The sequence below is a fragment of the Micromonospora sp. L32 genome, from assembly GCF_052068055.1.
GTDB classification, from domain to species: Bacteria; Actinomycetota; Actinomycetes; order Mycobacteriales; family Micromonosporaceae; genus Micromonospora; species Micromonospora purpureochromogenes.
The window spans coordinates 434,835-460,363 of record NZ_JBQHDD010000001.1; the positions used below are offsets into that span (position 1 = coordinate 434,835).

The window sequence follows — 25,529 nt, forward strand, 5'->3', positions numbered from 1 at the left end:
GAAGTGTCCGGTCCGGCAATGTATGCGAACGATCACGTCACGTACGGCTGGCCACCCCGTACTGGTTGGCCCTGTCGAAGACATCCTGGGCGTACCGGCGCACATCGTTGTAGGACAGGATGGCGCCCCACCAGTCGCCGGGGATGGTCATGTTCCGGCCGCCCTTGCAGAGGTACCGGGCGGCGGCGAGCGCCGCGTCGTCCAGGTCGTGCGGGTCCTTGCGGCCGTCGTTGTCGGCGTCGACGCCGATCTCCTGCCAGGTGGTCGGGATGAACTGCATCGGCCCGATCGCCCGGTCGTAGACGGTGTCCCGGTCGAAGAGCCCCCGGTCGGTGTCGGTGATCCGGGACCGGCCGCCCTGCCCGTCGAGCGGGTCGCCGATGATCTCCGGTTCGGCCCGGCCGGTCGACTGGAGGCTGGCGCCGTTTGCCTGCCCGTGCCGCGACTCGACGTACCCGATCGCGGCGAGCGTGGTCCAGCTCAGTTGGCAGCTGCGGTTGGTCTCGGCGAGCACCAGCTCGGCGTAGCCGTACGCCTGCATGGCCACCGGTGAGATGCCGACCCGCGCGCCGGTGGTCTGGGCCCAGGCGGCCAGGGCGTCGGCCGGGCGGCCGGTGGCGGGCGGGGCGACCGGCCCGGTCGGCGGCACGCCGCCGGGCAGCGCGGTCGCGGGCGGCAGCCCGGGCAACGCCGTCCCGCCCGGCAGCATCGGCACGGCGGTCGCGCCGGGCAGCGCACCCGGCGCGGGTACGACCACGGCGCCGTCGGTCGCGTCCACGGCCACCGGCTTGGGCGACCGGACGGCCGACGGGACCACCACGGCGCCGACCACCGCCGTGGCGGCGACCAGCGCGACGAGGAACACCCCGGGCAGGGTCAGCCGGCCGCTCGGGCGTCGGGACCAGGCCCGGGTGGCCCGGGCCGCGCCGACAACCGCCTGCCGGGGCGGCGGAAGCCGCACGGCGTGCGCGAACGGCATCCGGCGACGCCGTCCCGGCTCGCCGCCGGCCTTGGCGTCGTCCTTCGCCGGCTCCGCACCGTCCTTCGTCGGCTCCTTCTTCGGGGCGTCGGTGGGCGTGGCGGTGGCCTCCGCGCCGGCCCTGCTCCCGTCGCCGGCCTCCGCGCTGGTCTTGTCCGCGCCGGCCTTGCTCGTGCCGGCCTTCTCCGCGTCGCCCTTCTCGGCGTCGGCGGCCTTCACGCCGGCCTCCGCCGCGCCGGCCTCCGCCGCGCCGGCCTCCGCCGCGCCGGCCTCCGCCGCGCCGGCCTCCGCCGCGCCGGCCTCCGCCACGCCGGCCTCCGCCGCGCCGGCCTCCGCCACGTCGGTCGTCCCGGCGTCCGCCTTCGCCGTGCCGTGCGTCCCCGGCCCGGCTTGCGCCGCCCCACCGTCGGTCAGCTCCACAGTGGCCGGCGCGCCGCCGGCGGTGGCCGCGGTCGACGGTTCGGCCGTGGACCGGTCGAGGAAGGGGCGGCGGGGGCGGGGGACCGGGGTCGGGTCCGGCGCGGCGCCGGAGCTGCCGAGCGGCCCGTCGGGCGGCGTCGCCGGTCGCAGGGGTCGCACCGTCGATGGTTCCTCGCCGCTCGCCACCCGTCGAGTATCACCCATCCGGGTGCGACCGTCAGGCCCGGTCGTACGCTGGGAGCATGCCCCGGTACGAGTTCCGCTGCCGCGCCTGCGGCGACACCTTCGAGGTCAACCGCCCGATGGCCCGGGCCGGTGATCCGGCGTCCTGCCCGCAGGGACACGCCGACACGGTCAAGCTGCTCTCCACCGTCGCGGTGACCGGCCGGGGCGGTGGTGGACCGGTGGGCGGCGCTCCGCCGGCGCCGGCCGGTGGCTGCTGCGGCGGTGGCGGCTGCTGCTGAGCGGCCACGACCGGCCCGTTCGGCGGCAGATCTTGCCGCTGACCGGCGGCAATGGCACCTTGGGGCGGACGCCGCCCGGCCGTTCTCACGATGCGTGACGGCCCGACCATAGGGCAGCATGAAGCCGACGTCAGGGGCGGAGGTTCCACGCATGTCGCCACGGATCCACCTCCCGAGCGGGTGGGTGACCTTCGTGTTCACCGACATCGAGGGTTCGACCCGGCTGGCCCAGCTGCTCGGGTCGGGCTACCGCCCCGTGCTGTGGGAGCATCGCCGGCTGCTCCGGGACACCCTCGCCGGCACCGACGGCGCGGAGCTGCTGACCGAGGGCGACTCGTTCTTCCTCGCCTTTCCCGACGCGGCGGCGGCGCTGACCGCCTGCCTGACCGCCCAACGCGCGCTGTCCACCCACGACTGGCCCACCCCGGAGGCCACCCCCAGGGTGCGGATGGGGCTGCACACCGGCTACGCGGAGCCGCGCGACGGCGAGTACGCCAGCCCTGAGGTGCACCGGGCCGCCCGGGTGGCCGCCGCCGCCCACGGCGGGCAGGTGCTCTGCTCGGCGGCGACCGCCCGGCACGCCGAACCGCTGCCCTCCGGCGCGTCCCTGCTCGACCTCGGCCTGCACCGGCTGCGCGGCTTCGACGACCGGGAGCGGCTCTTCCAGCTCGTCGCGCCCGGCCTGGAACGGCAGTTCCCCCGGCCGCGCACCGCCGACGCGGTGCCGCACAACCTGCCCACCCAGGTCACCTCCTTCATCGGCCGGGAGGCCGAGCGCGCGGAGCTCGACCTGCTGGTACGCCGGCACCGGCTGGTCACCGTGCTCGGGGCCGGCGGCGCCGGCAAGACCCGGATGGCCGTCGAGCTGGCCGGCGGGATGGTCGAGGCGTACCCGGACGGCGTGTGGTTCGTCGACATCGCCACCGTCACCGACCCGGGGCTGGTGGCGTTCGCGGTCGCCGCGGTGCTCGGGCTGCGCCCCGAGCCGGGCCGCCCGATGCTGGACACCCTGGTCGAGTACGCCGCCGCCCGGCAGATGCTGGTGGTGCTGGACACCTGCGACGCCCAGCCGGCGGCCTGCGCCGAGGTGATCTCCCGGCTGCTCGCCGGCGGGAGCAAGGTGCGGGTGCTGGCCACCAGCCGGGAGTCCTTCGGCCTGCCCGGCGAGGTGGTCTGGCGGATCCCGCCGCTCTCGGTGGACCCGCAGCCGGGGCGTACCGAGAGCGACGCGGTGGCGCTGCTGCTGGACCGGACCGCGGCGGCCCGGGGCGGCCGGCCGCCGGACTGGGCGGAGGCCGGTGACCTGCGTCGGGTGGTGCGACGGCTGGACGGCCTCCCGTTGGCGATCGAGCTGGCCGCCGCCCGGCTCCGGGTGCTCTCCGCCGGGCAGCTCGCCGCCCGCCTCGACGACGTGCTCGGCACCCTGGACGCCGGGCGGGTCGTGCCGGAGCTGCCGGCGGACCGGGGCTGGATGGGCAACCAGCAGGACACCGTGGACCTGGCCGCCGCGGCGGCCGGGGCCGTGCCCCCGTCGGCCGCGCACCGGGCGGTGCAGCGTTCCGCCACCGAGCGGCACCTCACCATGCAGGCGACGGTCACCTGGTCGTACCGGACGTTGGGGCCACGCGCGTCACGGCTGCTGCGCTGGCTGGCGGTCTTCGCCGGCCCGGTGGAGCTGTCCACCGTGGAGTGGCTGCTCGACGACGACCCGCTCGATCCGCTGTCGGTGCTGGTGGACAAGTCGATGCTGCTGGCCGAGCCGCACGCGTCGGGCAGCACGTACCGGATGCTCGATCCGATCCGGGCGTACGCGGCCCGCCGGCTGGTGGAGGCCGGCGAGGAGCAGGCGGCGCGGGACCGGCACGTCGCCTGGTCGGCGCACGCGCTGGAGAGCGCCCACCTGGGCCCGGACGGCCAACCGGTGACCCTCTCGTTGTACGCGCTCGACCCGCTGGCCAGTGAGCTGCGGGCCGCCCTGCGCTGGTGCGCCACCGGGGGCAGCGCCCGGGCCGGGTTGCGGCTGGCCGGCGGGCTGGACCAGTGGTGGCGGGAGCGGGGGCTGTCCCGGGAGGCGCGGCTCTGGCTGTTCCGGCTCTACGGGCGGATCGCCGAGACCGGCGAGGTGATCCCGGAGGCGGAGCTGGCGGCGGCGTACCACCTGCACTCGCTGCACGCCGGCGCGGACGGCGAGTTCGCCGAGGAGCTGCGCTACTCGCAGCGGGCGGAGGCGGCGGCCCGGCAGGCCGGTGACGCCGGGCTGCTCGCCCGGGTGCTGGCCGGGCGGGCCGCGCCGCTGATCGACATGGGGCAGTTCGCCGAGGCGGAGCGGGTCTGCCGCGAGGTGATCGACTGGGCGCACGAGCAGCAGGTGACCGGCGACGCGCTCTTCGCCATCTACAACCTGGCCGAGCTGCTGTGGCGGCGGGGCGCGCTGAACGAGGCGGCGGAGCTGCTCGGCGCGGCCCGCCCGGTGGAGGCGGCGCGGCCGGTCGAGCGGGGCCGGCGGTCGGTGGACATGCTGCTCGGCATGGTCGCCCTGGCCCGGGGCGATCTGGTCGCCGCGCACGAGCACCTGCTGGTGGCGCTCCGGTCCCGGATGAGCCACGGCTACCACGGCCGGGCCTGCGACACGGTCAACGCGGTGGCGGTCCGCTGCGCCGCCGGTGGTGAGCTGGGCACCGCCGCCCGGCTCTTCGGCGCGGCGCAGGCGACCCGGGCGCAACTGCGGGCCACCCCGGCCATCTACGGCAGCTACTGGCTGGAGCGCCAGGCCGAGCTGCGCCGGGTGCTCGGCGACGCCGCCTTCGACGCCGCGTACGGCGAGGGGAGCGAGCTGGGCCTGGAGGAGGCGGCGGCGCTGGCGTTGGCGGTGGAGCACCCCGACCTGGGGGCGGACTCGATCCGGTTCCGCACCGCCGGGGCGGCCGCGCCCCGGCAGGGTGGCCCGGGCCGGCAGGAGCTGGACCGCCGGGAGCGGGCCTGACACCGCCGGGCGCCCCGGTCTGGGACGCCCGGCGGAGTCGACGGCGGCGGGATCAGCCGCGCAGGGCGGCGCGGCGCTCCGCGTCGGCCTTCATCCGGGCGGCCCGGTCGATGTCGGACTGCTGGACGGCGGCCACGGAGCCGAAGGTCTTGACCGCCTGGTAGTAGGTCCAGGCCAGGCTGTAGCAGGCCGGCCGGACGACGGCGTTGTACGGGGCGCAGGCCCGCTTCAGGTCCTCGTAGAAGGCGCTGTCGAGGCGGGACTTGTTGGCGGAGAACTGGCCCATGGCCTTGTAGTTGCGGTAGCCGAAGTCGTGCCGGGCGCAGGAGAGGGTGAAGTTGAACCCGAGCGGGTTGTCCGGGCTCGACGAGCAGTAGTCGGTGGACCAGTCGAAGGCGTAGTCGGCCCAGGCGGCCTTGTTCAGCCGGGCGGAGTTCCAGGCGTTGTAGCTGGTGGCGCTGGTCTGTGTCCAGCTGGAGAGCACCGAGAGCTTCTGCTGGGGAGTCACCGCGAACGCGGGCGAGCTCACGCCGAGCAGGGCGAGCAGTGCGAACGCGCCGGCGGCGAAGAGGGTGGCAAGTCGTCTGGGCATTCGGGTACCTCCGCGGGGGTGGCCTACGACCGGTGACCGGTGGATCACCGTTGGTCGCATCAGTTTCGATCAATTCCCATACGTGGAGGTGTTACCGGCGGGTACTATTGATGACAGACGATGAAACAGACGAATGCCCCGGGCGGTAACACCGCCCGGGGCATTCGCGGCTGGGTCAGCGCACCACCCGCGCCGGGCTGGGCAGGCTCTCGTTCCAGAGCCGGTCCAGCGCGGTCACGTGGTACGTGTACGTCCGCCCCGGCTCCGCCGTGGCGTCCACGAAGGACTGCACCGCGGTGGCGTCGTCGGCGCGCAGGGTGCCGACCAGGTGGGACGCGTCGGCGAAGCCGCAGGCGTCGACCCGCTCGCCGGAGTCGAAGCGGTAGACCGCGTACGAGGTGGCGTCGCCGAACGGGCCCTGGCCGTCGGCCGGCTGCCGCCAGCTCAGCCGCACCCCATCGTCGGACCGCTCCGCCCCGGTGACCAGCGGGGGCAGCAGCGGCTTGGCGGGCAGGTGCGGCATCGCCGGCACCAGCGCCGGCCGGGAGTAGTGCTCGCCGGCGTAGATGTCGGTGGCGCCGAGCCGGTTGGCCCGCACCTGCACGGCCGAGAAGTGCACGTTGCCGAGCACCTCCGGGTACGACCGGTTGAGCGTCAGGTGGTCGGACAGCTCGCGCGGGTTCTGCCAGAACGGCCCGTACACCGGTTCGCCGCTCTTGTAGTCGGCCTGGCCGATGTAGAGCTGCACCCGGGTGCCGCGTACCGTCTCGGCCCACCACGGCACCAGCCGGGCGTAGTCGGCGGCCGGATACTGGCCGATGTACCAGTAGAGCTGCGGCACCACGTAGTCGATCCACTCCTGCTTGACCCAGGTGCGGGTGTCGGCGGAGATGATGTCGTACGACTGGCTGCCGGTGGTGTCCGAGCCCAGCGGGTCGGCCGACTTGTTACGCCAGATGCCGAACGGGCTGACCCCGAACTTGACCCACGGCTTGACCGCCTTGATCTTGGCGTTCATCTCCTGGATCAGCAGGTTGATGTTGTCCCGCCGCCAGTCCGCCCTGTCGGTGAAGCCCCGGTTGTGGGCGGCGAAGGTGGCGTCGTCCGGCACCTGGTGGGTGCCGCTCGGGTACGGGTAGAAGTAGTCGTCGAAGTGCACGCCGTCGACGTCGTACCGGTTGACCGCGTCCATCATCGCGGTCTGGACGAACTCGCGGACCTCGGGGATGCCGGGGTTGTAGTAGAGCCGGCTGCCGGCCACGCCGGCCGGCGGGTAGGCGAAGGTCCACTCCGGGTGCTGCCGCGCCGGGTGGTTCGGCGCGAGCTTGGTGAGGTCCGCGCCGGCGCCGCCCGGGGCCGGCATGGAGACCCGGTACGGGTTGAACCAGGCGTGGAATTCCAGGTTCCGCTTGTGCGACTCGGTGACGAGGAACTTCAGCGGGTCCCAGCCCGGGTCCTGGCCGCGCACCCCGGTGAGGTACTCCGACCACGGCTCGTACGGCGAGGGCCAGAATGCGTCGGCGGTCGGCCGTACCTGGACGACGACGGCGTTGTGGTTGAGCTTCTGCGCCAGGTCGAGCCAGGCCAGGTACTCGGCCTGCTGCTTGGCCACCTGGTCGGCGGCGGTCTGCGAGGCCTTGCTGGGCCAGTCGATGTTGGTGACCGACGCGATCCACATGGCCCGGAACTGGCGCTTCGGGGTGGTCGGGTCGGTGATGCAGTCGGTGGTGGCGGGTTCGGTGGCCGCCGTGTCCGGTGCGGCGCTCGCGGGCGAGCCGGCGACCAGCGCGCCGAGCAGTGCCACGGCCAGCCCGGCGGCTCGGAGCCGAGTTGCCTTCATGCGGTGTGTCCCTTCGTCGGGCTCCCGGTTGTCGCGGCGTCCGTGGCAAGATTCGCCAGCGGCTATCTACCGCTGGTAGGAAATTTTCACACCTGGTGGGCTTCGCGCAAGGGTCCGACCTGGATGTCCGGATACCGGCAAACTCGCCGGGGGTGGCCAAGCCGGCCACCGTGCGAACCGTGACGGTCCCCACACGCGGGGTCAGCGCCCGATCGGCCCGTGAAGTGGTGATTGGCGAGGGTCTGTGCTGGGTAGCATCGCCGGTCACCGGCCGCCACGGGGGCGGTCAAGGAAGGGGCGAACGCGGTGTCCGTGCTCGTTCGCCATCGCCGGGGTGGTCGCCCTGCTCGCCGCGCTCTGCTACGCCGAGTTGGCCACTCTTCCGTGAAAGTGCGCCCACGGGGGGTGGGCGGGGTGGGGGGTCAGGGGCGGGGTTGGGGGGTGGCGGTGGGGCCCTTCACGACGGGTTTGCCGTTCTCCCAGGAGACCTCGTCGAGCCAGACCTGGCGGCCGGGGTCCGTGCTGCCCTCCTGGCCGGGCGGCCAGGCGTGGTAGACCAGCCAGGTCCGGCCGTCCTTGACGACCATCGAGGCGTGGCCGGGGCCGGAGGCGACCTGGTTGGTCTTCAGGATCGGGTTCTCGGCGGCCTTCACGCAGGGGCCGGTCGGGCTCTCGCAGACCGCGTAGCCCTCGGCGTAGGTGGCCCGGTCGTACGCGTTGGCGGCGAAGAAGAGATACAACCGCCCGTCGTGGCGGTGGAAGAACGGACCCTCGATCAGGGTGCCCTCCCACGGCTCGGTCTGCTTCAGCAGCTTCGTCGGCTCGCCGATGAGCTTCAGCCCGTCGTCCGAGAGGCGCTGCGACCAGAGCCAGGTGTCCACCCCGATCGCGTTGCCGTCGTTCTTCCAGAGCAGCCATAGGCTGCCGTCGGTGTCCCGGAACGGGCTCGCGTCGATCGCCCCGCCCAGCTCGGCCTGGCAGATGAACGGTTCGGTCGAGTCGTCCCGGTACGGCCCCTGCGGACTGCTGGCCACCGCCCGCCCCACGCACTGCCGGCCGGAATCCCGCCCGGCGACGGTGTAGTAGAGCAGGAACCGGTCCGGGGCGAGTTGGATCGCCTCCGGCGCCCAGGTCTTTCCCGGGTCCGCCCAGCCGGGCAGCTCGGGCAGGGCGTCCTCGGCCTCGCTCCAGGCGACCAGGTCGGCCGAGCGCCGCACCGGCACGTTGCGGCCGCCGCTGTTGGTGTGGAACAGCCACCAGGCGTCGCCGGCCCGCATCACCTGCGGGTCGGGGGCGTCGGCGCGTACCACGGGGTTGGTGAACATGCTCGGGTCGCTCCGCGTACTCGTTGGGTCGTCCGCACCGTTCTCGCCGCAGCCGGCGACGAGCAGTGCGGCGGCGAGGACCGCCGCCGCACCGCGTAGCCGGGTGTGCCCGGCGCTCATCCCTTCAGGCCGCTGCGCGAGACGCCCTGGATGATGTGCCGCTGGGCCGCCACGAAGAGGATCAGCACCGGCACGCTGGCCAGCACCGCCCCGGCCATGATCACCGGGTAGTCGCTGACATAGGCGCCCTGGAGCAGGCCCAGGCCCGCCGGCAGGGTCAGCCGCTCCGGGCTGAACAGGACGTAGATCGGCCAGAGGAAGTCGTTCCAGTTGGTGAGGAACGACAGCACCGCCAGCGTGGCCAGGGCCGGCTTGGAGAGCGGCAGCAGCACCTGCGTGAAGATCTGCCAGTGGTTGGCGCCGTCCAGCACCGCCGCCTCCTCCAGCTCGGCGGGGATGCTGAGGAAGAACTGCCGCAGGAAGAACACCCCGAACGCGCTGGCCGCGCCGGGCACGATCACCACGGTCAGGGTGTCCAGCCAGCCGAGCCGGTCGGCGATCACGAAGTTCGGGATGATCAGCGAGGTGGGCGGGATGAACAGGGTCCCGATGATCAGCGCGAAGCTGACCGCCCGGCCGCGGAACCGGAGCCGGGCCAGCGCATACGCGGCCATCGAGGCGGTGACCAGCACCAGCAGCGCGTGCAGGGTGGCCGCCAGCATGCTGTTGACGAACCAGCGCAACACCGGGTTCGAGGTGTTGCCGAGGATCTGCTCGTAGCCGTAGGTGGAGAACGGGTGGGGCACGAAGCTCGGCGGGATCTTCTGGGCGTCGCCGTAGGTCTTCACCGAGGTGATCGCCATCCAGAGCAACGGGGTCAGGAAGACCAGGGCCAGCAGCACCAGGACCGCGTAGCGCGTGAAGCGGCGGAGAGTCGTCATGGTCGGCCCCTCAGTCTTCCCGGTACCGGAAGAACCGGAAGTTGACGATGCTGATCACCGTGAGCGCCAGCGCGAAGACGATGCTCATCGCGGCGGCCCGGCCGGCGTCGTTGTCCCGCAGCCCCTCGTCCACGATCCGCCAGACCACGGTGCGGGTCTGCTGGCCCGGGGCGCCCTGGGTGATCAGGAACGACTGCCCGAAGACGTTCGCCGAGGCGAGGATCGTGGTGGTCAGCACGAAGAGCATGACCGGGCGCAGCCCGGGCAGGGTGACGTTGCGGAACCGGTCCCAGGCGTTCGCCCCGTCCATCCTCGCCGCCTCGTAGAGCTCCGGCGAGATGTCCTGCAGGCCGGCCAGGTAGATCACCGCGTTGAACCCGGAGGTCCACCAGACGGTGACCCCGACCAGCGACACCCAGGCCCACGGCACGTCGGTCACCCACGGGGTGTCCGACGGCAGGCCGACCGCGCCGAGCAGCCGGTTGACCAGGCCCAGGTTGGCGTCGAGCAGGAAGCGCCAGAGCAGGCCGATCACCGCCACCCCGAGCACGTACGGCGCGAAGTAGAGCGCCCGGAAGAACGTCCGCCCCGGGAACGACCGGTTGAGCAGCAGCGCCAGCCCCAGCGGTACGACCACCAGCAGCGGTACCGAGAAGACCGTGAAGATCGCGGTGGCCCGAACGCTGGACCACCAGTCGCCGTAGATGGCCGACTCGCTGTCGAAGAGGTCACGGTAGTTGGCCAGCCCGACGAAGGGCCGGTTGGGCAGTTGGAGGTCCCACTGGTGGACGCTCAGCCAGACGCCGAAGAGGATCGGCAGCAGCCCGAACGCCAGGAAGAGCAGCAGGTACGGCGCGAGGAAGAGGTACGGGGTCGCGCGGCTGCCCCGCTCCGTCGCGCCCCGGCGGTTCTTCCCGCCCGCCGGGGGCGGCGCGTCCTTGCGCGCCGCCCCGACCTCGATCACGTCCGCCACGGGAAATCAGCTCCCGTACTTCTTGCGGTTGTCCTCCAGCTGCTTGGTCGCCTTGGCCGCGCCGTCGTCGAGGGCCTGCTTGGGCGACTTCTTGCCCAGCACGGCCTCGTTGAAGGAGGTGTAGAAGGTGGTGACCACCTCGCCCAGCCCGGGAACCGCCGGCGGGAAGGCCGCGTAGTCCAGCTCCGGGGCGAGGGTGGCGACGTTCGGGATGGCCTTGAACTCGGCACCCTCCCGGACCTCCTTGCGGGCCGGGACCTGACCGCCCTTCGCCCAGTCCAGCGAGTGCTCGCTGAGCCAGTTGATGAACACCTTCGCGCCGGAGATCTTGTTGTTGTCGGCGCTGCGCTGCTTGACGATGGTGAAGTTGTGCGAGTTCGCCCAGGCGGCCTTCTGGCTGCCGATCTGCGGCAGCTCGGCGACGCCGATCTGCGCGCTCGGGTCCTTGGCGATGTCGTTGATCTGCCAGATGCCGTTGAAGTTGAAGGCGTTCTTGCCGCTCTTGAGGGCGAGGTAGTCGCCGTCCTGGCCGACGTTCGACGGCGAGTGCCCCTGCTTGATCAGGTCCACCAGCCAGGTGCACGCCTCGATCGCCGGGTCGGAGTTGAAGGTGGCCTTGGTGACCTCGGCGTCGAAGAGGGTGCCGCCCCACTGGTGCAGCAGCGAGTAGAACGTCATGCCGCCGGTGAACTGGAACGGGCTGATCCAGAAGCCCTGCACGCCGGACTTCTTCAGCTCGGTCAGCGCGGCGGTGAACTCGTCACGGGTGGTCGGCGGCTTGTTCGGGTCCAGGCCGGCCTTCTGCATCACGGCCTTGTTGTAGTAGAAGCCGAGCGGGTGCATGTCCAGCGGGATGCCGTACCGCTTGTTGTTGTAGAGGCCGCCCTTCCAGACGGTCGGCGCGAAGTCACCCTCGCTGAGCTCCAGCGCCTTGGCCACGTCGTCCAGCTCGGTGATCACGCCGCGGGCGGCGAAGGTGGCCAGCTGGTCCATGTGCATGACCGCGATGTCCGGGCCCGAGCCGCTGGAGACCGCACCGGGGAGCTTGCTGTAGTAGTCGTCCCACCGGTAGGTGTTCACCGCGATCGCGATGTTCTGGTGCTCGGCGTTGAACTGCTCGACCAGCTTCTTGAAGATGTCGCCGTCACCGCCGGTGAAGCCGTTCCACAGGTTCAGCGAGACCTTGGGGCCGGTGTACTCCTTGCCACCGTTGCCGGTCGCGGTCGACTTGCTGGCGCTGCCGCCGCCGCAACCGGCGAGGGTCAGCGACGCGGCCGCGCCGAGACCCACGCCGAGACCGAGCAGCCGCCGCCGGCTCATTTCGTTCTGCATCATGCGGGTTTCTCCTTGGGGGACGGGGTGAAGTATTCCCTGGTCAGGGCCGCGACGCGAAACGCAGCACGTTCCAGGAAACCGCCGGCAGGCGTACGGTGCAGCGACCGCCGTCGGGGGTGGGGGTGGGCAGTGCGCGAGGCGTCACCCGGTCGGGCTCGGCCTCGGTGTTGATCGCCTCCGGGTCGTCCCCGGCGGCGAGACTCAGGTGCTCGACTCCGCGCAGGCCGGGCAGGCCGCGCAGGTCGAGGTCGAGCGGGAGATCGTCGGAGCCCCGGTTGACGGCGAAGACGGTCAGCTCGCCGGACTCCTCGTCGTGCACCGCCACGGTGTCCAGCACCGGCACCGCGCCGAACCGCTTCGTCTCGTAGTCCGGCGTGACCGGCTCGGTGCGCAGCACCGTGCCCCGGGCGTACCGGGCGGTGAGGGCGAACGGGTGGAAGATGCTCTGCCGCCAGGCCGGCCCGCCGGTGCGGGTGCGGATCGGGGCGATCACGTTGGCCAGCTGCGCCTGGCAGGCGACGCCGACCCGGTCGGCGTGCCGGAGCAGGGTGATCAGCAGGTCACCGACGACCACCGCGTCGACCGCGGTGAAGTCGTCCTCGATCAGTGCGGGCGCCTCGACCCAGCCGCGCCGGTCCAGGTCGGCCTTGAGCCGGGACTCGTACCAGACGTTCCACTCGTCGAAGGAGACCTTGAGCTTGCGCCGGTGCCGCTGCTTGGCGGCCACGTGGTCGGCGGTGGCGACCACCTCGCGGATGAAGTTGTCCATGTCCACCGCCGAGGCCAGGATGCTGGCCTGGTCGCCGTCGGACGGGTCGTAGTAGGTGTGCGCGGAGATGTAGTCGACGTGTTCGTAGGTGTGCTCCAGCACCGTCGCCTCCCAGGAGGCGTAGGTGGGCATCCGCCGGTTGGAGCTGCCGCAGGCGACCAGGCTGATCGAGGGGTCGATCATCTTCATCGCCCGGGCGGTCTCGGCGGCGAGCCGGCCGTACTCGTCGGCGGTCTTGTGGCCGACCTGCCACGGGCCGTCCAGCTCGTTGCCGAGGCACCAGAGCCGCACCCCGTACGGCTCCTCGGCGCCGTGCTTGCGGCGCAGGTCCGACAGCTGGGTACCGCCCGGGTGGTTGGCGTACTCCAGCAGGTCGCAGGCCTCCTGCACGCCCCGGGTGCCCAGGTTGACGGCCATCATCGGCTCGACGTCGGCCTCGGCGACCCAGGTCATGAACTCGTCCAGCCCGAAGGCGTTGGTCTCGATGGTCTTCCAGGCCAGGTCGAGCCGGCGCGGGCGGTCGCCGACCGGGCCGACGCCGTCCTCCCAGCGGTACCCGGAGACGAAGTTGCCGCCGGGGTAGCGGACCACGGAGACGCCCAGCTCGCGGGTGAGCGAGAGCACGTCGCCGCGCAGGCCGCGCGAGTCGGCGGTGGGGTGGCCGGGCTCGTAGACCCCGCCGTAGACGCAGCGCCCCATGTGCTCGACGAAAGAGCCGAAGAGCCGCCGGTCAGCGGGGCCGATCGCGAAGGCCGGATCGATCGTCAGCCGGGCGTTGCGCAAGGGGTGCCACCTTTCCTTGTCGTACCCGGGGTGACTGCCGTCACCCCGTACCACAGGTTTCTACAACGTTGTAAGCAACGTTGTAAAGAGGGCGGCGCGCGATAGAGTCCGGGGACGACGACCCCGGGGAGGGATGAGATCGTGCGACACAGGCTCAAGGACGTGGCCGAGCGGGCCGGCGTGTCGGTCAAGACGGTCTCGAACGTGGTCAACGGCTACCTGCACGTCCGGCCGGACACCCGGGCCCGGGTCGAGGAGGCGATCGCCGAGCTGAACTACCGGCCCAACCTCTCCGCCCGCAACCTGCGCAAGGGGCGTACGGGCGTGATCGCGCTGGCCGTGCCGGAGCTGGACATCCCGTACTTCGCGGAACTGGCCCGGCACGTCGTCACCGCCGCCGCCGAACGCGGGTGGACCGTGCTGATCGACCAGACCGGCGGTGGGGCCGAGCGCGAGCGGGTCGCCGCCGCCGGCATCGGCGACCACATGATCGACGGTCTGATCCTCAGCCCGCTGGCGCTCACCGCCGAGGACCTCGCCGGCCTCGACGGCACGCCGATGGTGCTGCTCGGCGAGCGGGTGGACCACGGCCCGGCCGACCACGTCGGCATCGACAACGTGGCTGCTGCCCGGGAGATCACCGCCCACCTCGTCGGCCTCGGCCGCCGCCGGATCGCCGCCGTCGGGTCGCAGCGCACCCCCGAGGGCGCCAGCGCCCGGCTGCGCCTGGCCGGCTACGCCGCCGCGCTCGCCGACGCCGGCATCGCCTACGACGAGGCCCTGGTGGCGCCCGCGCCGGCCTGGCACCGCGCGGACGGCGCCGCCGCCGTCCGCCACCTGCTCGCCACCGGGGTACGCCCCGACGCCGTCTTCTGCTTCAACGACACCCTCGCCCTCGGCGCCCTACGCGCCCTGCACGAGGCCGGCCTGCGGGTGCCCGAGGACGTCGCGGTGGCCGGCTTCGACGACATCGAGGACGGCCGGTTCAGCGTGCCCACGCTGACCACCATCGCCCCCGACAAGGAGCGCATCGGCCGGCTCGCGGTCGAGATGCTGGCCGCCCGCGTCGACGGCGACCGCGAGACCCCGCCCCGCGACCTCACCGCCCCCTACCGCCTCACCCCCCGCGAAAGCACCGACTCCCACTGACCCACCCCACCTCTCGCTGGTCTTCGTTGATCATGAGGTTATTGCCCGCCCCGGCGGCGTGTCGCGGCAATAACTTCATGATCAACGGGCGTGGGGTGGGGGTCAGGCGAAGAAGCGGGCCAGGTGGGAGGGGGAGGGTGGGGGCTCGCTGGCCGGGAGGGGGGTGAGGTCGGCGAAGATCGAGGCGCCGTCGCAGCCGGCGTGCAGGGGGTACCAGCGCGGGGTGCCCGGCGGCCGTTGCCCGCAGATGCCCTTGATCGTCTGCACGTCGAGCAGGCGTACGTGGGTCGGGTCGGCCACCGCGTTGACGTGCCCCCACCAGGGGCTCATCACGTGCAGCACGCCGCCCGGACGCAGTACCCGGTGACACTCGTCCACCAGCGGCAGGAAGTCGATCAGGTGCTCCAGGATGTGCACCGCGAAGAAGACGTCGACCGAGTCGTCGGCCAGCGGCAGCGAGCCGGACAGGTCTGCCACGGCGTCCACCCCCGATGCCGGGAAGATGTCCAGCCCCAGGTTGGTCGGGTACTGCTTCTGGCCGCCGCAGCCCAGGTCCACCACCACCGGCTCCCGGCCGCCCACGCCGACCCGGCACCACACGCCGTAGACCCCGGCCAGCCGGCCCACCAGGTCGCGGACCATCCGCAGCTCGGCCGGCTCGGCCACCGCACCGGTCAGGTGGGCGACCCCCCGGTCGAACCGCACGTCCACGGCGAGCCCTCGCAGCCGTTCGTCGTGGCGGACCTGGTCCGCCCAGGCCTCGGCGAGGAATCCGTCGATCGCCCGCAGCCGCTCGGCCGAGGGCGGCGTCTGAGCCAGCGCGACCATGGCCACCTCCCGCCGGCCGTTACCCGCATTGCCGCCCGGTATGCGTGGCCCGCCCGGTTCAGCCGGAAATGGTGCGCCGGGCGGACCGGCCGCCGCCCCGCACCCGCTGGCGTGGCGCCGCGCTCGCCTTCGGCCGCTTGAGGTGGTAGCGGTGCAGCTCGTTGTTGCCGGGCAGCGACGGGTCCTCGCTCATCGCCACCAGCTCCCAGCCCTGGTCGCCGGCCCGGTTCAGGTGGGCCAGCGCGGTGTCGCCGTACGGCGTGACGTCGACCATCGAGCCGTCCGGGCCGTACCAGACGAAGACGACCTCCCAGCCGGTGTCGTTGGTGGCCGCCTGACGTCGCCGCACCAGCAGCGCGTACTCCCACTTGAGCATGGGGTCATTCTCACCCGCCGCGCGCCGGTCGGCACGGATCAATCCTCGGCGATCCGTCCGGCGTCCACCCGCAGCCGCCGGTTGACGCTCACCGCGTCCAGCATCCGCCGGTCGTGGGTCACCAGCAGCAGCGTCCCCGGGTAGTTGGCCAGCGCCGACTCCAGCTGCTCGATCGCCGGCAGGTCCAGGTGGTTGGTCGGCTCGTCGAGCACCAGCAGGTTGACCCCGCGCCCCTGCAACAGCGCCAGCGCCGCCCGGGTCCGCTCGCCGGGGGAGAGGGTCGCCGCCGGCCGCAGCACGTGCTCCGCGCGCAGGCCGAACTTGGCCAGCAGCGTCCGCACGTCCGCCGGGGTCAGCTCGGGTACGGCGGCACCGAACGCGTCCACCAGGGGTTGGTCGCCGAGGAAGAGCCCCCGGGCCTGGTCGACCTCGCCGACCACCACGCCCGGGCCGAGCGCGGCGTGCCCGGCGTCCAGCGGCAGCCGGCCCAGCAGCGCGGCGAGCAGGGTGCTCTTGCCGGAGCCGTTCGCCCCGGTGATCGCCACCCGGTCCGCCCAGTCGATCTGGAGGTCCACCGGGCCGAGGGTGAAGCCGCCCCGGCGGACGACGGCGCCGCGCAGCGAGGCCACCACCGCGCCGGCGCGGGGCGCGGCGGCGATCTCCATCCGCAGCTCCCACTCCCGCCGCGGCTCCTCGACCGCGTCCAGGCGCTCGATCAGCCGCTCGGTCTGCTTCGCCTTCGCCGCCTGCTTCTCGGTCGCCTCGGCCCGGAACTTGCGGCCGATCTTGTCGTTGTCGGTGGCCTTGCGCCGGGCGTTCTTCACGCCCTTCTCCATCCAGGCGCGCTGGGTGCGGGCCCGGGCCTCCAGCGCCGCGCGGGTGTCGGCGTATTCCTCGTAGTCGGCGCGGGCGTGCCGGCGGGCCACCTCCCGCTCCTCCAGGTACGCCGCGTACCCGCCGCCGAAGTGCCGGACCTGCTGCTGGATGAGGTCCAGCTCCAGCACCCGGGTCACCGTCCGGGTCAGGAACTCACGGTCGTGGCTGACCAGCACCGTGCCGGCGCGCAACCCGGTGACGAACCGCTCCAGCCGTTCCAGACCGGCCAGGTCCAGGTCGTTGGTGGGCTCGTCGAGCAGAAAGACGTCGTACCGGCTGAGCAGCAGCGACGCCAGCCCGGCCCGGGCCGCCTGGCCGCCGGAGAGGGCGGTCATCGGGTGGTCCAGGTCGACGGTCAGCCCCAGCTCCGCGGCGACCTGCTCCGCGCGCTCCTCCAGGTCCGCGCCGCCGAGACCGAGCCAGCGCTCCAGCGCGTCCGCGTACGCGTCGTCCGCGCCGGGCCCGCCCGCGGTCAGCGCCTCGGTGGCCGCGTCCAGCGCGGCCTGCGCCGCGGTGACCCCGGTGCGCCGGGCCAGGAAGTCGCGGACGGCCTCGCCCGGCCGGCGCTCGGGCTCCTGCGGCAGGTAGCCGACGGTGGCGGTCGGCGGGTTCAGCGACACGCTGCCCAGCTCCACCGGCAGCAGCCCGGCCAGGGTGCGCAGCAGGGTGGATTTGCCGGCCCCGTTGACCCCGACCAGCCCGACCACGTCGCCGGGGGCGACCACCAGCTCCAGGTCGGAGAAGAGCAGCCGGTCACCGTGCCCGGCGGCGAGGTCCTTGACGATCAGCGTGGCGCTCATGAGGAGCCGAGCGTACCGTCGCCGCCGCGCCCGCCGGATCGGGCGACCCGCAGTACGCGGCCCCGGGACGCGAGGCAGACTCACTCCCGTGGTGACCACACTGGCGATCGACTGCGGCGGTGGCGGGATCAAGGCGAGCGTGCTGGATGGCGCCGGCACGATGCGCGCCCGGCCGCTGCGGGTGCCGACGCCGTACCCCCTGCCGCCGGCACTCTTCGTCAAGACGCTGGTGGAACTCGGCGCCCGGCTGCCCGCGGCGGACCGGGTGACCGTCGGGATGCCCGGCATGATCCGGCACGGCGTGGTGGTGGCCACCCCGCACTACGTGACCCGTTCCGGGCCGCGCAGCCGGGTCGACCCGGACCTGGTCGCCGAGTGGTCCGGGTACGACGTCCGCAGCGCGCTCGGCGACGCCTTCGGGGCGCCGGCGCTGGTGCTCAACGACGCCGAGGTGCACGGGGCCGGGGTGGTCGCCGGTACCGGCTGCGAGCTGGTGCTGACCCTCGGCACCGGGCTGGGCAGCGCGCTGTTCGACGGCGGGCGGCTCGCCCCGCACCTGGAGCTGTCGCACGCGCCGGTGCGCTGGGGCACCACCTACGACACGTACGTCGGGGAGCCGGAGCGGCGCCGGCTCGGCGACGCGTTCTGGTCCCGCCGGATCCGGCAGGTGGTGGAGGGGCTGCGCCCGGTGTTCCGCTGGGACCGGCTCTACCTGGGCGGGGGTAACTCCCGGCTGATCCGACCGGAGCAACTGGCCAGAATGGGCGAGGATGTCGTGGTCGTCCCGAACACGGCCGGAATCGTGGGCGGTGTCCGGGCGTGGGAGCTGGTCGACGGCCGGTACGACCCGGCCCCCTGAGCGATTCCTGCCCAGGAACACTCGCGGCGCGGCCGGTGTTGTGCCAGCGTCGGACGAGAGACGGCTCGACAGGAGGAGGTGGGTCGGGATGGATCTTCTCGCGGAGTACCGGCGGGCGACCATGTTCTTCGAAGCGGGTGATCCGACCGGAGCGGCCCGGCTGCTGGAGCCGATCGTGGAGGCCGAGCCCGGCAACTCCTCGGTACGCCAGCTGCTGGCCCGCGCGTACTTCCAGTCGGCCCAGCTCAACCGGGCCGAGGAGCAGCTGCGCGAGCTGGTCGAGCGGGACCCGAGCGACCACTACGCGCACCACGTGCTGGGCCGCACGCTGGAGCGGCTGAACCGGCACGCGGACGCGCTGCGGCACCTGCGGATCGCCGCGGCGATGCACTCGACCAACGACGACTACGCGACCGCGCTGCGCCGGGTGGAGACCCGGGTCGGGCTCGGTCGCTGACGCACGATCCTCGGGGCGGCCCTGCCGGGCCGCCCCGACGCGTGTCCGCAGGCCGGCCGCCGGCCCGCCTACGATTGCGGCATGGGAGCTGACCTGGCGGTGGGCGCGGCATGAAGCTGAAGCTGGACCTGCACGAGATCTTCAACAAGGGCCACGACATCGACCGGGCGCTGCGCGGGATCATGGACGAGGCGGTGGCGAAGAAGGCCACCCTCGTCGAGATCATCCCCGGCAAGGGCTCCGGGCAGCTCAAGAAGCGGGTGCTGCGGTTCCTCGACCAGAAGGACGTCAAGCAGCTCTACCACCGGGTCGAGAAGGACTCGAAGAACTTCGGCCGGCTCTTCGTGCACTTCCGCTGGAAGTAAAGCCTCGGCTTCCCGACCTTCCACGCCTCCCCAGAACGCAGCCCCTGACCTGCCGAAACGCCTTCCGTCGGTTTCCGGCATCTTCCGCCGTTACTCGCGCTCGGTGTTCCGGATCTGCGCCTTGTGATCATGATGAACTAGCCAGCGTCTGATCATCATTCCGAGGCTCACTGGTCGCCAAGCTTCCGTCCGCCGTTGCGCCGACGGAGCTTGACCCCTTCGTCCCGGCCGCCGATGCGGCGCATCGGCTGCTGCCATCGGTTGCCATCCCGTGCTCCTCAGCACGTGTCGTACTCCGCTTGATGCGTTACACGGTGACTTCAGTTGATGGGTTACACGGACCTTGAGCATGCCGGATACGGACCGTGACGCCGACTGTCCACGACGGCTGGTGTGCCAGGCATCCGCTTCTGCCGAATTGAGTACGGCTGGCATGCCGTTCCTCGGTTGGGGTCAGTCGAGCTGCTCGAAATGGAAATTAGCGTGAAAGACCGCTGACCTGTTCGCGATCTCGACGCCTTCCTGGGTGAAGTCGAACGCGACGTGCAGTACGACGTCGATGTACAGCGAACGGGCCGAACCGAACTCCATGCGGGTGATGTCGACCGGATTATGCCCTCCACCCAGGCAGATGCTCGCATCGATGTAGCCGGCATGCGGGTTGATCGGGAAGTCGAAGGTGCGGCCCGTCAGTGCGGCCAGGTCGTTGCCGGGCAGATCAATGAACTCGCCGACGATGGCCGTCTTGATGATCTCGGGTCCATCAGTGCCGGGGCGGAAGGTCGCAGGATCGAAACGGTCTGCCGCCGAGAACGGCACGAGCGGTACGGTGATCGCCCAGGTACCGGCAGCTGGGCCTGACCGCAGCGGTGAAAGGTAGACGATCCGAGCGGGCTCCAGCCGCAACAGGTCGTCCGACAGTTCGAGCACGACGAGCATGCTAAGCCCGAGTCGGTCGCTCTGCCCTTATGGGCCTGCCGTGATATCAGTTCCGGACTGTGCCAGGCGCCCTGTCATGCCGCGGACAGGTCATCGCAGTGCAAAGACCGAGCGGGCGGGAGGCGGCGGAGGGGGCCCAGCGGGGCGCCGAGTTGTTGACCACCAGACGTCCGTCGGTCACCATGCTGCGCATGCCCCATCAGTCAGCTGAGCCGAGCACCTGCGCAGTCCGGATGCCCGCTCGGCAATGGCGGATCGTCGGCCGCGTCCTCGACAACGTGGTTAACGTCGAGGCCGAGAATGGTGACCCGCACGGTCTCGTAGAGGTCGGAGTCCAGATTCTTCGAGAAGGCTGGCGCCAGACCTCTGGTTGGACTCCTGAAACAACAGGCTCCACCGATCGGCCTCACGACGATCAAGAGGTAACAGTGTCGCTGAATGGTGCGCAATGGACATACGTGATCTCCTGCCTGGACCGGTGGGGCAACGTTGAACGCAGCTCGGGTAAGACCGAACTGCTCCTGATTCGGGAACTCGTGATCAGCCAAGCGGAGGCTTGTCTGCCAGGACAGCTCTGAACTTGGCGTTTCCAACCGTGCATTCACGGATGCACTCATCTGCCGCTGATCGCGCGTCTTGACCAGCGTCGAGGATCGCATGCCCCAGCGATAGGCGGCACACCAGTTACGCACCGTGACAGCCGAGCCCGGAGAGAGCCGGCCAACTGGCACCCTTCGAGTGAAGTCGATGTGTAACGGATCAAGTGGAGCCCGGCATTGCCGGCAGACGGCCGACCGCTTCTCCCGCACACCTCGGGACGTGGCTCCTCAGTGGGGTTTCTCGTCGGGGGCTTCTTCTTCGTGCCAGCGGGCTCGCCAATCGGCCTCGTGCTTCTCGTAGGTGGTCTTCTCCTCGAAGACGGCGCTGAGCAGGGCTTGGCGGGCGTCCGCCATGACCACCATCTCGGTCGCCACCAAGCCGATGCAGATGGCCGTGAGCAGGGCGAGGGCCGCCAGTGCGGGGAGGTGTGTGGCGAGGGGGATGGCGGCCGCGAGTACGAGCACGGTGCCGACGCGGGTCCAGGAGAGCGTGCCGAGGGTGCGCAGTTGGAACAGCATTCCGCCGACGAGGTAGACGATCACCCCGACGAACAGCAGCGGCACGCCGGGGCCGTGCGTCGGCTCGGTCAGGCTGATGGAGCGGTCGGCGACCTGCCGCACGATCTCCTCGGCACCGAGGGCGAACAGGATGATCCCGCCGATCATGACGAGCTGGCAGTACGTGTAGGCGTCCCGCGCCATGGCGACCCGGGCGAGGCCCTGCGCCGCGTGCTGGGCGATCCGGGCGGCCGGAGCGATGACGTCGAAGTGCGTCCACCAGAGGGCGGCGGTGAAGAAGATGCCGAGCACCGCCGCCGCTACCGCCGGCCAGGTGACCGGCTCACCGAGGAGGTTGCCGCCGACGCCGACGGAGATGATCGACTCGCCGAGGGCGATGATGAGGATGAAGTCGTACCGTTCGGTCCAGTGCTCGGCGGAGGTCAACACCCAGCCCCACGCGCCAGCGACCAGGGGGGCGCCGTACTGCAACAGGACGACGGCGATCCAGAGCCCGTCGCGCACCAGGTCGGCCCGCCCCCGGTCGTCGATCTGCGGCGGGATCAGCGCGGCACCCAGCAGCAGGAGGGTGCTCGTCACCAGCTCGGGGGAGTACTTCAGCAACAGGCGGCGCTCGCCGGGACTCTCTCCGGCGACGTGCCAGTACAGCAGCAGGTGCACGCCGCGGAGCACCACGTAGCTCACCGCGAGCACCACCGGTCCGACTGCCCACCGCACCGGGTCACCAAACGCCTGCGGCAGGGACAACGCGAAGCAGAACAGCGCGGCCATCGCGACGACCATCAGCGCCGGGACGAAGCCCACGCCGAGTCGGATCCGGGTCGCGACCACGGTGTGCGTCACCCAGACCCGCCAGAGCACGGCGAGGACCAGCATGGCGTGCAGCAGGCTGTCGGCGGTGATGTTCATCGCGGTGGCCCGGGTGATGATGAAGAACGAGAAGACGAAGACCAGGTCGAAGAAGATCTCGAACCGGTCAACGCGGGCGCCGGGAGCCACCGCGACGGCCGGCCCCAGCCGCTCCGCCCACCGCCTTCCACCCACCGCCCGAGTGTCGCAGCGTGCAACCCCTGTCCGGGCGCGATTCGCCTCAGCCCCGAGGCCGACACCGCGTATCGAACTCCCACCGCAGCACCTTGCCCGTCTCGGAGTCGCGGGCCCTGGCCGCGACGTGCCACCGACCTCGAGAGCGAGCCACGCGTCACGCCGGGTGAGCCGTCCCCAGGTGCCGTTCCACCAGCGTGCGGCCAGGTGGTCGCCGATGCCCTCGTCCGGCACATCGAACTCTTCCCGCCGGTCGACGTGGAGGTTCTCGATGAGACGAACCCGCGCAAGCCGGTGGTTCGCAAGGCGAAGTTGCTGTTCACGAGCGGCCGGGGCAACCCGATCCAGCGAACCGGGTGGGCGTACCCATGGAAGAAGGCCGTGGAAGCGGTCGACGGGGTACCGGAGGGGTTCGGCTATCACGGTCTGCGCCACTTCGCCACGCTGTTGATCCAGGCGGGGCGAGCGTGAAGACGGTTCAGATGGCGCTGGGGCATGCGACGCCGATCATCACTTTGAACACGTACGCGGGGGAGTGGCCGGAGGCGATCGACCGGACGCGGAACCTGGTCGACGCGGCCCTATCTGGCGCTCGGCTGGCGGTGGCCCGGTGACGGGCCGAGTTGTGCCCGATCTGTTCCCGCGATCTTGAGCTGGCGGTGAGTCCCAGGTCAACGCGCTGGTCTGCTCCGATTCGCACATTTCCGCTGGAAGTAGGAGACCCGGCTACGTCGGGACATGGCCTCTCACCGGGGTTTTTCGTCCGGGGCTCCCTCGTGCCAGCGGGCCCGCCAGTCGGCCTCGTGCTTCTCGTAGGTGGTCTTCTCCTCGAAGACCGCCTTGTGCAGGGCTCGGCGGGCGTCCGCCATGACCACCATCTCGATCGCCACCAACGCGAGGCAGATGGCCGTCAGCAGGCTGAGCGCCGCCATTGCGGGGAGGTGTGTGGCGAGGGGGATGGCGGCCGCGAGTACGAGCACGGTGCCGACGCGGGTCCAGGAGAGCGTGCCGAGGGCGCGCAGTTGGAACAGCATCCCGCCGCAGAGGTAGCAGATCACCCCGCCGAACAGCAGCGGCACACCCGGGCCGTGCGTCGGCTCGGCGAGGTTGATCGAGCCGTCCGCGATCTGCCCCACGATCTCCTCTGCTCCGAGGGCGAACAGCATGATCCCGCCGATCATGACGAGCTGGCAGTACGCGTAGACATCCCGCGCCATGGCGACCCGCAAGCGCCCCTGCGCCGCGTGCTGCGCGATCCGGGCGGCCGGAGCGATCATGTCGAAGTGCGTCCACCACAGGGCGGCGGTGAAGAAGATGCCGAGCACCGCGGCGGTGACGCCCCGCCAGGTGACCGGCTCACCGAGCAGGTTGCCGCCGATACCGACGGAGATGATCGACTCGCCCAGGGCGATGATGAGGATGAAGTCGTACCGTTCGGTCCAGTGCTCGGCGGAGGTCAGCACCCAGCCCCACGCGTTGGCGACCAGGCCGGCGCCGTACTGCAACAGGACGACGGCGATCCAGAGCCCGTCGCGCACCAGGTCGGCCCACCCCGGGTCGTCGATCAACGGCGGGATGAACGCGGCACCCAGCAGCAGGAGGGTGCTCGTCACCAGCTCGGGGGAGTACTTCAGCAACAGGCGGCGCTCGCCGGGACTCTCTCCGGCGACGTGCCAGTACAGCAGCAGGTGCACGCCGCGGAGCACCACGTAGCTCACCGCGAGCACCACCGGTCCGACTGCCCACCGCACCGGGTCACCAAACGCCTGCGGCAGGGACAACGCGAAGCAGAACAGCGCGGCCATCGCGACGACCATCAGCGCCGGGACGAAGCCCACGCCGAGCCGGACCCGGGTCGCGACCACCGTGTGCACCACCCAGACCCACCACAGCACGGCGAGGACCAGCATGCCGTGCAGCAGGCTGTCGCCGGTGATGTCCACCGCGGTGGCCCGGGTGATGATGAAGAACGAAAAGACGAAGACCAGGTCGAAGAAGACCTCAAACCGGTCCACGCGGGTGCCAGGGGCCACCGCGACGGCGGGTCCCATCCGCTCCCACCACCGGTAGCCACCCACTGAGCGAGTCTTGCAGCGCGCGTGCCCTGCCCGGGCGTGATTCACGTCAGCCCGAGGCGGATACCGCGTGAGCCGAACAGTCGGCGGCCGAGCCTCAGCCCGGCGGCGCGCCTGGTTCAAGACCATGCTGTTTCCAGGCGGTCGAACGGGAGCCAGCAGTGACGTCGTTGACCATCCATGCCGGGCGTAGCAGCAGGTCAGGGGCGCGGTTGTCCGCTTTGATCGACTACGCCTCCGGCCCGGATCGTCCCCGGGCTCCGGTGGGCGCCGAACGTCCTCGGTCGCCGTCTCGCCGACGCTTGGACCCCCTCGTCCCGAATGCGTTTGCCCAGGTGAGCGGGCACTTGGTCCCACGGTGCGGGTGATGGAGGATAGGTGAATGCGTGTGCGGAACCGCAACAACGTGAGGTTGGCCGGTCGCGAGGGCGGTCCCACCGTCGTGCTCGCGCACGGCTTCGGCTGCGACCAGCACATGTGGCGCCACGTTACTGCCGAAATCGGACAATGGGCCCAGGTGGTGCTGTTCGATCACGTCGGATCGGGCAAGGCCGACCCGGCGGCCTGGGACGCCGACCGGTACGCCTCCCTGGACGGCTACGCCGATGACGTGCTGAGCATCTGCCAGGATCTGGACCTCCAGCAGCCGATCTTCGTCGGACACTCGGTCAGTTCGAGCATCGGAGTCCTCGCGGCAAACCGCGAACCGGACCTTTTTTCCGCACTCGTCCTGGTCACCCCGTCGCCGTGCTACATCGATGACGGAGACTACCGAGGCGGTTTCACCCACGATGACATCGACGAGTTGCTCGAGTCGCTCGACAGCAACTACCTCGGCTGGTCGTCGAGCATGGCCCCCCTGATCATGGGCAATCCGGAGCGGCCGGAGCTGGGTGAAGAGTTGACGGCAAGTTTCTGCCGAACGGACCCCGCGATGGCGCAGGTGTTCGCCCGCGCCACGTTCCTGTCCGACAACCGTGCCGACCTCGCCGCCGTGAAGGTGCCCACCCTGATCCTGCAATGCGCCCAGGACGCCATCGCGCCGCCTGAGGTCGGCGCGTTCGTGCACGCGCAGATCGCCGGAAGTCGGCTGGTCACCCTGGACGCGACCGGGCACTGCCCCCAGTTGAGCGCGCCGGAGGCCACGACCGCAGCGATCACGTCGTTCATCAGGGCCGCTTACCGATGACCGCCGCTGCCGGGCGTGATCCTTCCGGCCAAGGTCCGAGCGATGACGGG

General features: G+C 71.5%; 24 protein-coding genes. 10 read left to right on the top strand and 14 right to left on the bottom strand.

The window, feature by feature from the left end:
• Positions 1–37: 37 nt before the first annotated feature.
• Positions 38–1,603, bottom strand: coding sequence for a lytic murein transglycosylase (locus ACTMTB_RS02155; protein ID WP_441142238.1), 1,566 nt, complete (start codon positions 1,601–1,603; stop codon positions 38–40).
• Between the two features lie 38 nt (positions 1,604–1,641).
• Between ACTMTB_RS02155 and ACTMTB_RS02160 the strand changes: the two genes are divergently transcribed.
• Entirely contained in the window at positions 1,642–1,863 is a 222-nt protein-coding gene (locus tag ACTMTB_RS02160; protein ID WP_154941724.1) for an FmdB family zinc ribbon protein, read from the top strand.
• A gap of 151 nt (positions 1,864–2,014) precedes the next feature.
• On the top strand, positions 2,015–4,846 hold the full coding sequence (locus ACTMTB_RS02165; RefSeq protein WP_441142239.1) for an ATP-binding protein: 2,832 nt from the start codon (positions 2,015–2,017) through the stop codon (positions 4,844–4,846).
• A gap of 52 nt (positions 4,847–4,898) precedes the next feature.
• Here the strand turns inward: ACTMTB_RS02165 and ACTMTB_RS02170 are convergent, their stop codons facing one another.
• The 7 genes from ACTMTB_RS02170 to arfA all read right to left on the bottom strand — a co-directional run bounded on the left by ACTMTB_RS02170 (position 4,899) and on the right by arfA (position 13,404).
• The gene (locus ACTMTB_RS02170) at positions 4,899–5,438 is read right to left on the bottom strand and encodes a phospholipase (protein ID WP_441142240.1); all 540 of its coding nucleotides are present in this window, start codon (positions 5,436–5,438) and stop codon (positions 4,899–4,901) included.
• 175 nt (positions 5,439–5,613) lie between these two features.
• Positions 5,614–7,278, bottom strand: coding sequence for a glycoside hydrolase family 10 protein (locus ACTMTB_RS02175; RefSeq protein ID WP_441142241.1), 1,665 nt, complete (start codon positions 7,276–7,278; stop codon positions 5,614–5,616).
• A gap of 422 nt (positions 7,279–7,700) precedes the next feature.
• Positions 7,701–8,723 carry a glycoside hydrolase family 43 protein gene (locus ACTMTB_RS02180; RefSeq protein ID WP_441142242.1) on the bottom strand — a complete coding sequence of 341 codons (1,023 nt, stop codon included), beginning with the start codon at positions 8,721–8,723 and terminating at the stop codon, positions 7,701–7,703.
• Entirely contained in the window at positions 8,720–9,544 is an 825-nt protein-coding gene (locus ACTMTB_RS02185) for a carbohydrate ABC transporter permease (RefSeq protein ID WP_441142243.1), read from the bottom strand. Before ACTMTB_RS02185 ends, ACTMTB_RS02180 begins: the two co-directional genes overlap by 4 nt.
• A 10-nt stretch (positions 9,545–9,554) precedes the next feature.
• Positions 9,555–10,517, bottom strand: coding sequence for a carbohydrate ABC transporter permease (locus ACTMTB_RS02190; protein WP_441142244.1), 963 nt, complete (start codon positions 10,515–10,517; stop codon positions 9,555–9,557).
• A gap of 6 nt (positions 10,518–10,523) precedes the next feature.
• A complete protein-coding gene (locus tag ACTMTB_RS02195; RefSeq protein ID WP_441142245.1) occupies positions 10,524–11,852 on the bottom strand; it encodes an ABC transporter substrate-binding protein in 1,329 nt (442 codons plus the stop codon).
• Between the two features lie 40 nt (positions 11,853–11,892).
• Positions 11,893–13,404 (bottom strand): arabinosylfuranosidase ArfA, encoded by a 1,512-nt coding sequence (gene arfA / locus ACTMTB_RS02200; protein WP_441142246.1) that lies wholly within the window; start codon positions 13,402–13,404, stop codon positions 11,893–11,895.
• A gap of 141 nt (positions 13,405–13,545) precedes the next feature.
• Here arfA and ACTMTB_RS02205 point away from each other — a divergent pair, with 141 nt between their 5' ends.
• Positions 13,546–14,553 (top strand): LacI family DNA-binding transcriptional regulator, encoded by a 1,008-nt coding sequence (locus tag ACTMTB_RS02205; protein WP_280839394.1) that lies wholly within the window; start codon positions 13,546–13,548, stop codon positions 14,551–14,553.
• Between the two features lie 102 nt (positions 14,554–14,655).
• On the opposite strand, the gene ACTMTB_RS02210 is transcribed toward ACTMTB_RS02205, so the two are convergent.
• The 3 genes from ACTMTB_RS02210 to ACTMTB_RS02220 are packed head-to-tail and all read right to left on the bottom strand — an operon-like array spanning position 14,656 to position 17,433.
• On the bottom strand, positions 14,656–15,381 hold the full coding sequence (locus tag ACTMTB_RS02210) for a methyltransferase domain-containing protein (RefSeq protein ID WP_441142247.1): 726 nt from the start codon (positions 15,379–15,381) through the stop codon (positions 14,656–14,658).
• Between the two features lie 58 nt (positions 15,382–15,439).
• Complete coding sequence (locus ACTMTB_RS02215; protein WP_441142248.1) at positions 15,440–15,757, bottom strand: hypothetical protein; 318 nt, start codon at positions 15,755–15,757, stop codon at positions 15,440–15,442.
• A 38-nt stretch (positions 15,758–15,795) separates the two neighbouring features.
• Positions 15,796–17,433 (bottom strand): ABC-F family ATP-binding cassette domain-containing protein, encoded by a 1,638-nt coding sequence (locus ACTMTB_RS02220; protein ID WP_441142249.1) that lies wholly within the window; start codon positions 17,431–17,433, stop codon positions 15,796–15,798.
• Positions 17,434–17,521: 88 nt separating this feature from the next.
• On the opposite strand from ACTMTB_RS02220, the gene ACTMTB_RS02225 reads away from it, so the two are divergent.
• The 3 genes from ACTMTB_RS02225 (at position 17,522) to ACTMTB_RS02235 (ending at position 19,114) form a co-directional block, all read left to right on the top strand.
• Positions 17,522–18,292 (top strand): ROK family protein, encoded by a 771-nt coding sequence (locus ACTMTB_RS02225; protein WP_441142250.1) that lies wholly within the window; start codon positions 17,522–17,524, stop codon positions 18,290–18,292.
• An 88-nt stretch (positions 18,293–18,380) separates the two neighbouring features.
• On the top strand, positions 18,381–18,749 hold the full coding sequence (locus ACTMTB_RS02230) for a tetratricopeptide repeat protein (protein ID WP_280839389.1): 369 nt from the start codon (positions 18,381–18,383) through the stop codon (positions 18,747–18,749).
• Between the two features lie 110 nt (positions 18,750–18,859).
• Positions 18,860–19,114: a Smr/MutS family protein gene (locus tag ACTMTB_RS02235; RefSeq protein ID WP_030329768.1), complete on the top strand. Its 255-nt coding sequence runs from the start codon at positions 18,860–18,862 to the stop codon at positions 19,112–19,114.
• 453 nt (positions 19,115–19,567) lie between these two features.
• Here the strand turns inward: ACTMTB_RS02235 and ACTMTB_RS02240 are convergent, their stop codons facing one another.
• Entirely contained in the window at positions 19,568–20,044 is a 477-nt protein-coding gene (locus tag ACTMTB_RS02240; RefSeq protein ID WP_441142251.1) for a hypothetical protein, read from the bottom strand.
• Positions 20,045–20,244: 200 nt separating this feature from the next.
• On the opposite strand from ACTMTB_RS02240, the gene ACTMTB_RS02245 reads away from it, so the two are divergent.
• Positions 20,245–20,631: a hypothetical protein gene (locus ACTMTB_RS02245; protein WP_441142252.1), complete on the top strand. Its 387-nt coding sequence runs from the start codon at positions 20,245–20,247 to the stop codon at positions 20,629–20,631.
• Between the two features lie 249 nt (positions 20,632–20,880).
• On the opposite strand, the gene ACTMTB_RS02250 is transcribed toward ACTMTB_RS02245, so the two are convergent.
• Positions 20,881–22,215, bottom strand: a complete 1,335-nt coding sequence (locus ACTMTB_RS02250) for a low temperature requirement protein A (protein WP_441142253.1) — start codon at positions 22,213–22,215, stop codon at positions 20,881–20,883.
• A gap of 207 nt (positions 22,216–22,422) precedes the next feature.
• Here ACTMTB_RS02250 and ACTMTB_RS02255 point away from each other — a divergent pair, with 207 nt between their 5' ends.
• Positions 22,423–22,686: a hypothetical protein gene (locus tag ACTMTB_RS02255; protein WP_441142254.1), complete on the top strand. Its 264-nt coding sequence runs from the start codon at positions 22,423–22,425 to the stop codon at positions 22,684–22,686.
• The gene (locus ACTMTB_RS02260; protein ID WP_441142255.1) at positions 22,683–22,829 is read left to right on the top strand and encodes a hypothetical protein; all 147 of its coding nucleotides are present in this window, start codon (positions 22,683–22,685) and stop codon (positions 22,827–22,829) included. The genes ACTMTB_RS02255 and ACTMTB_RS02260 overlap by 4 nt, the downstream gene beginning before the upstream one ends.
• A gap of 132 nt (positions 22,830–22,961) precedes the next feature.
• Here the strand turns inward: ACTMTB_RS02260 and ACTMTB_RS02265 are convergent, their stop codons facing one another.
• Complete coding sequence (locus tag ACTMTB_RS02265) at positions 22,962–24,293, bottom strand: low temperature requirement protein A (protein ID WP_441142256.1); 1,332 nt, start codon at positions 24,291–24,293, stop codon at positions 22,962–22,964.
• A 379-nt stretch (positions 24,294–24,672) separates the two neighbouring features.
• Here ACTMTB_RS02265 and ACTMTB_RS02270 point away from each other — a divergent pair, with 379 nt between their 5' ends.
• Entirely contained in the window at positions 24,673–25,479 is an 807-nt protein-coding gene (locus tag ACTMTB_RS02270; protein ID WP_441142257.1) for an alpha/beta fold hydrolase, read from the top strand.
• Positions 25,480–25,529: the final 50 nt, after the last annotated feature.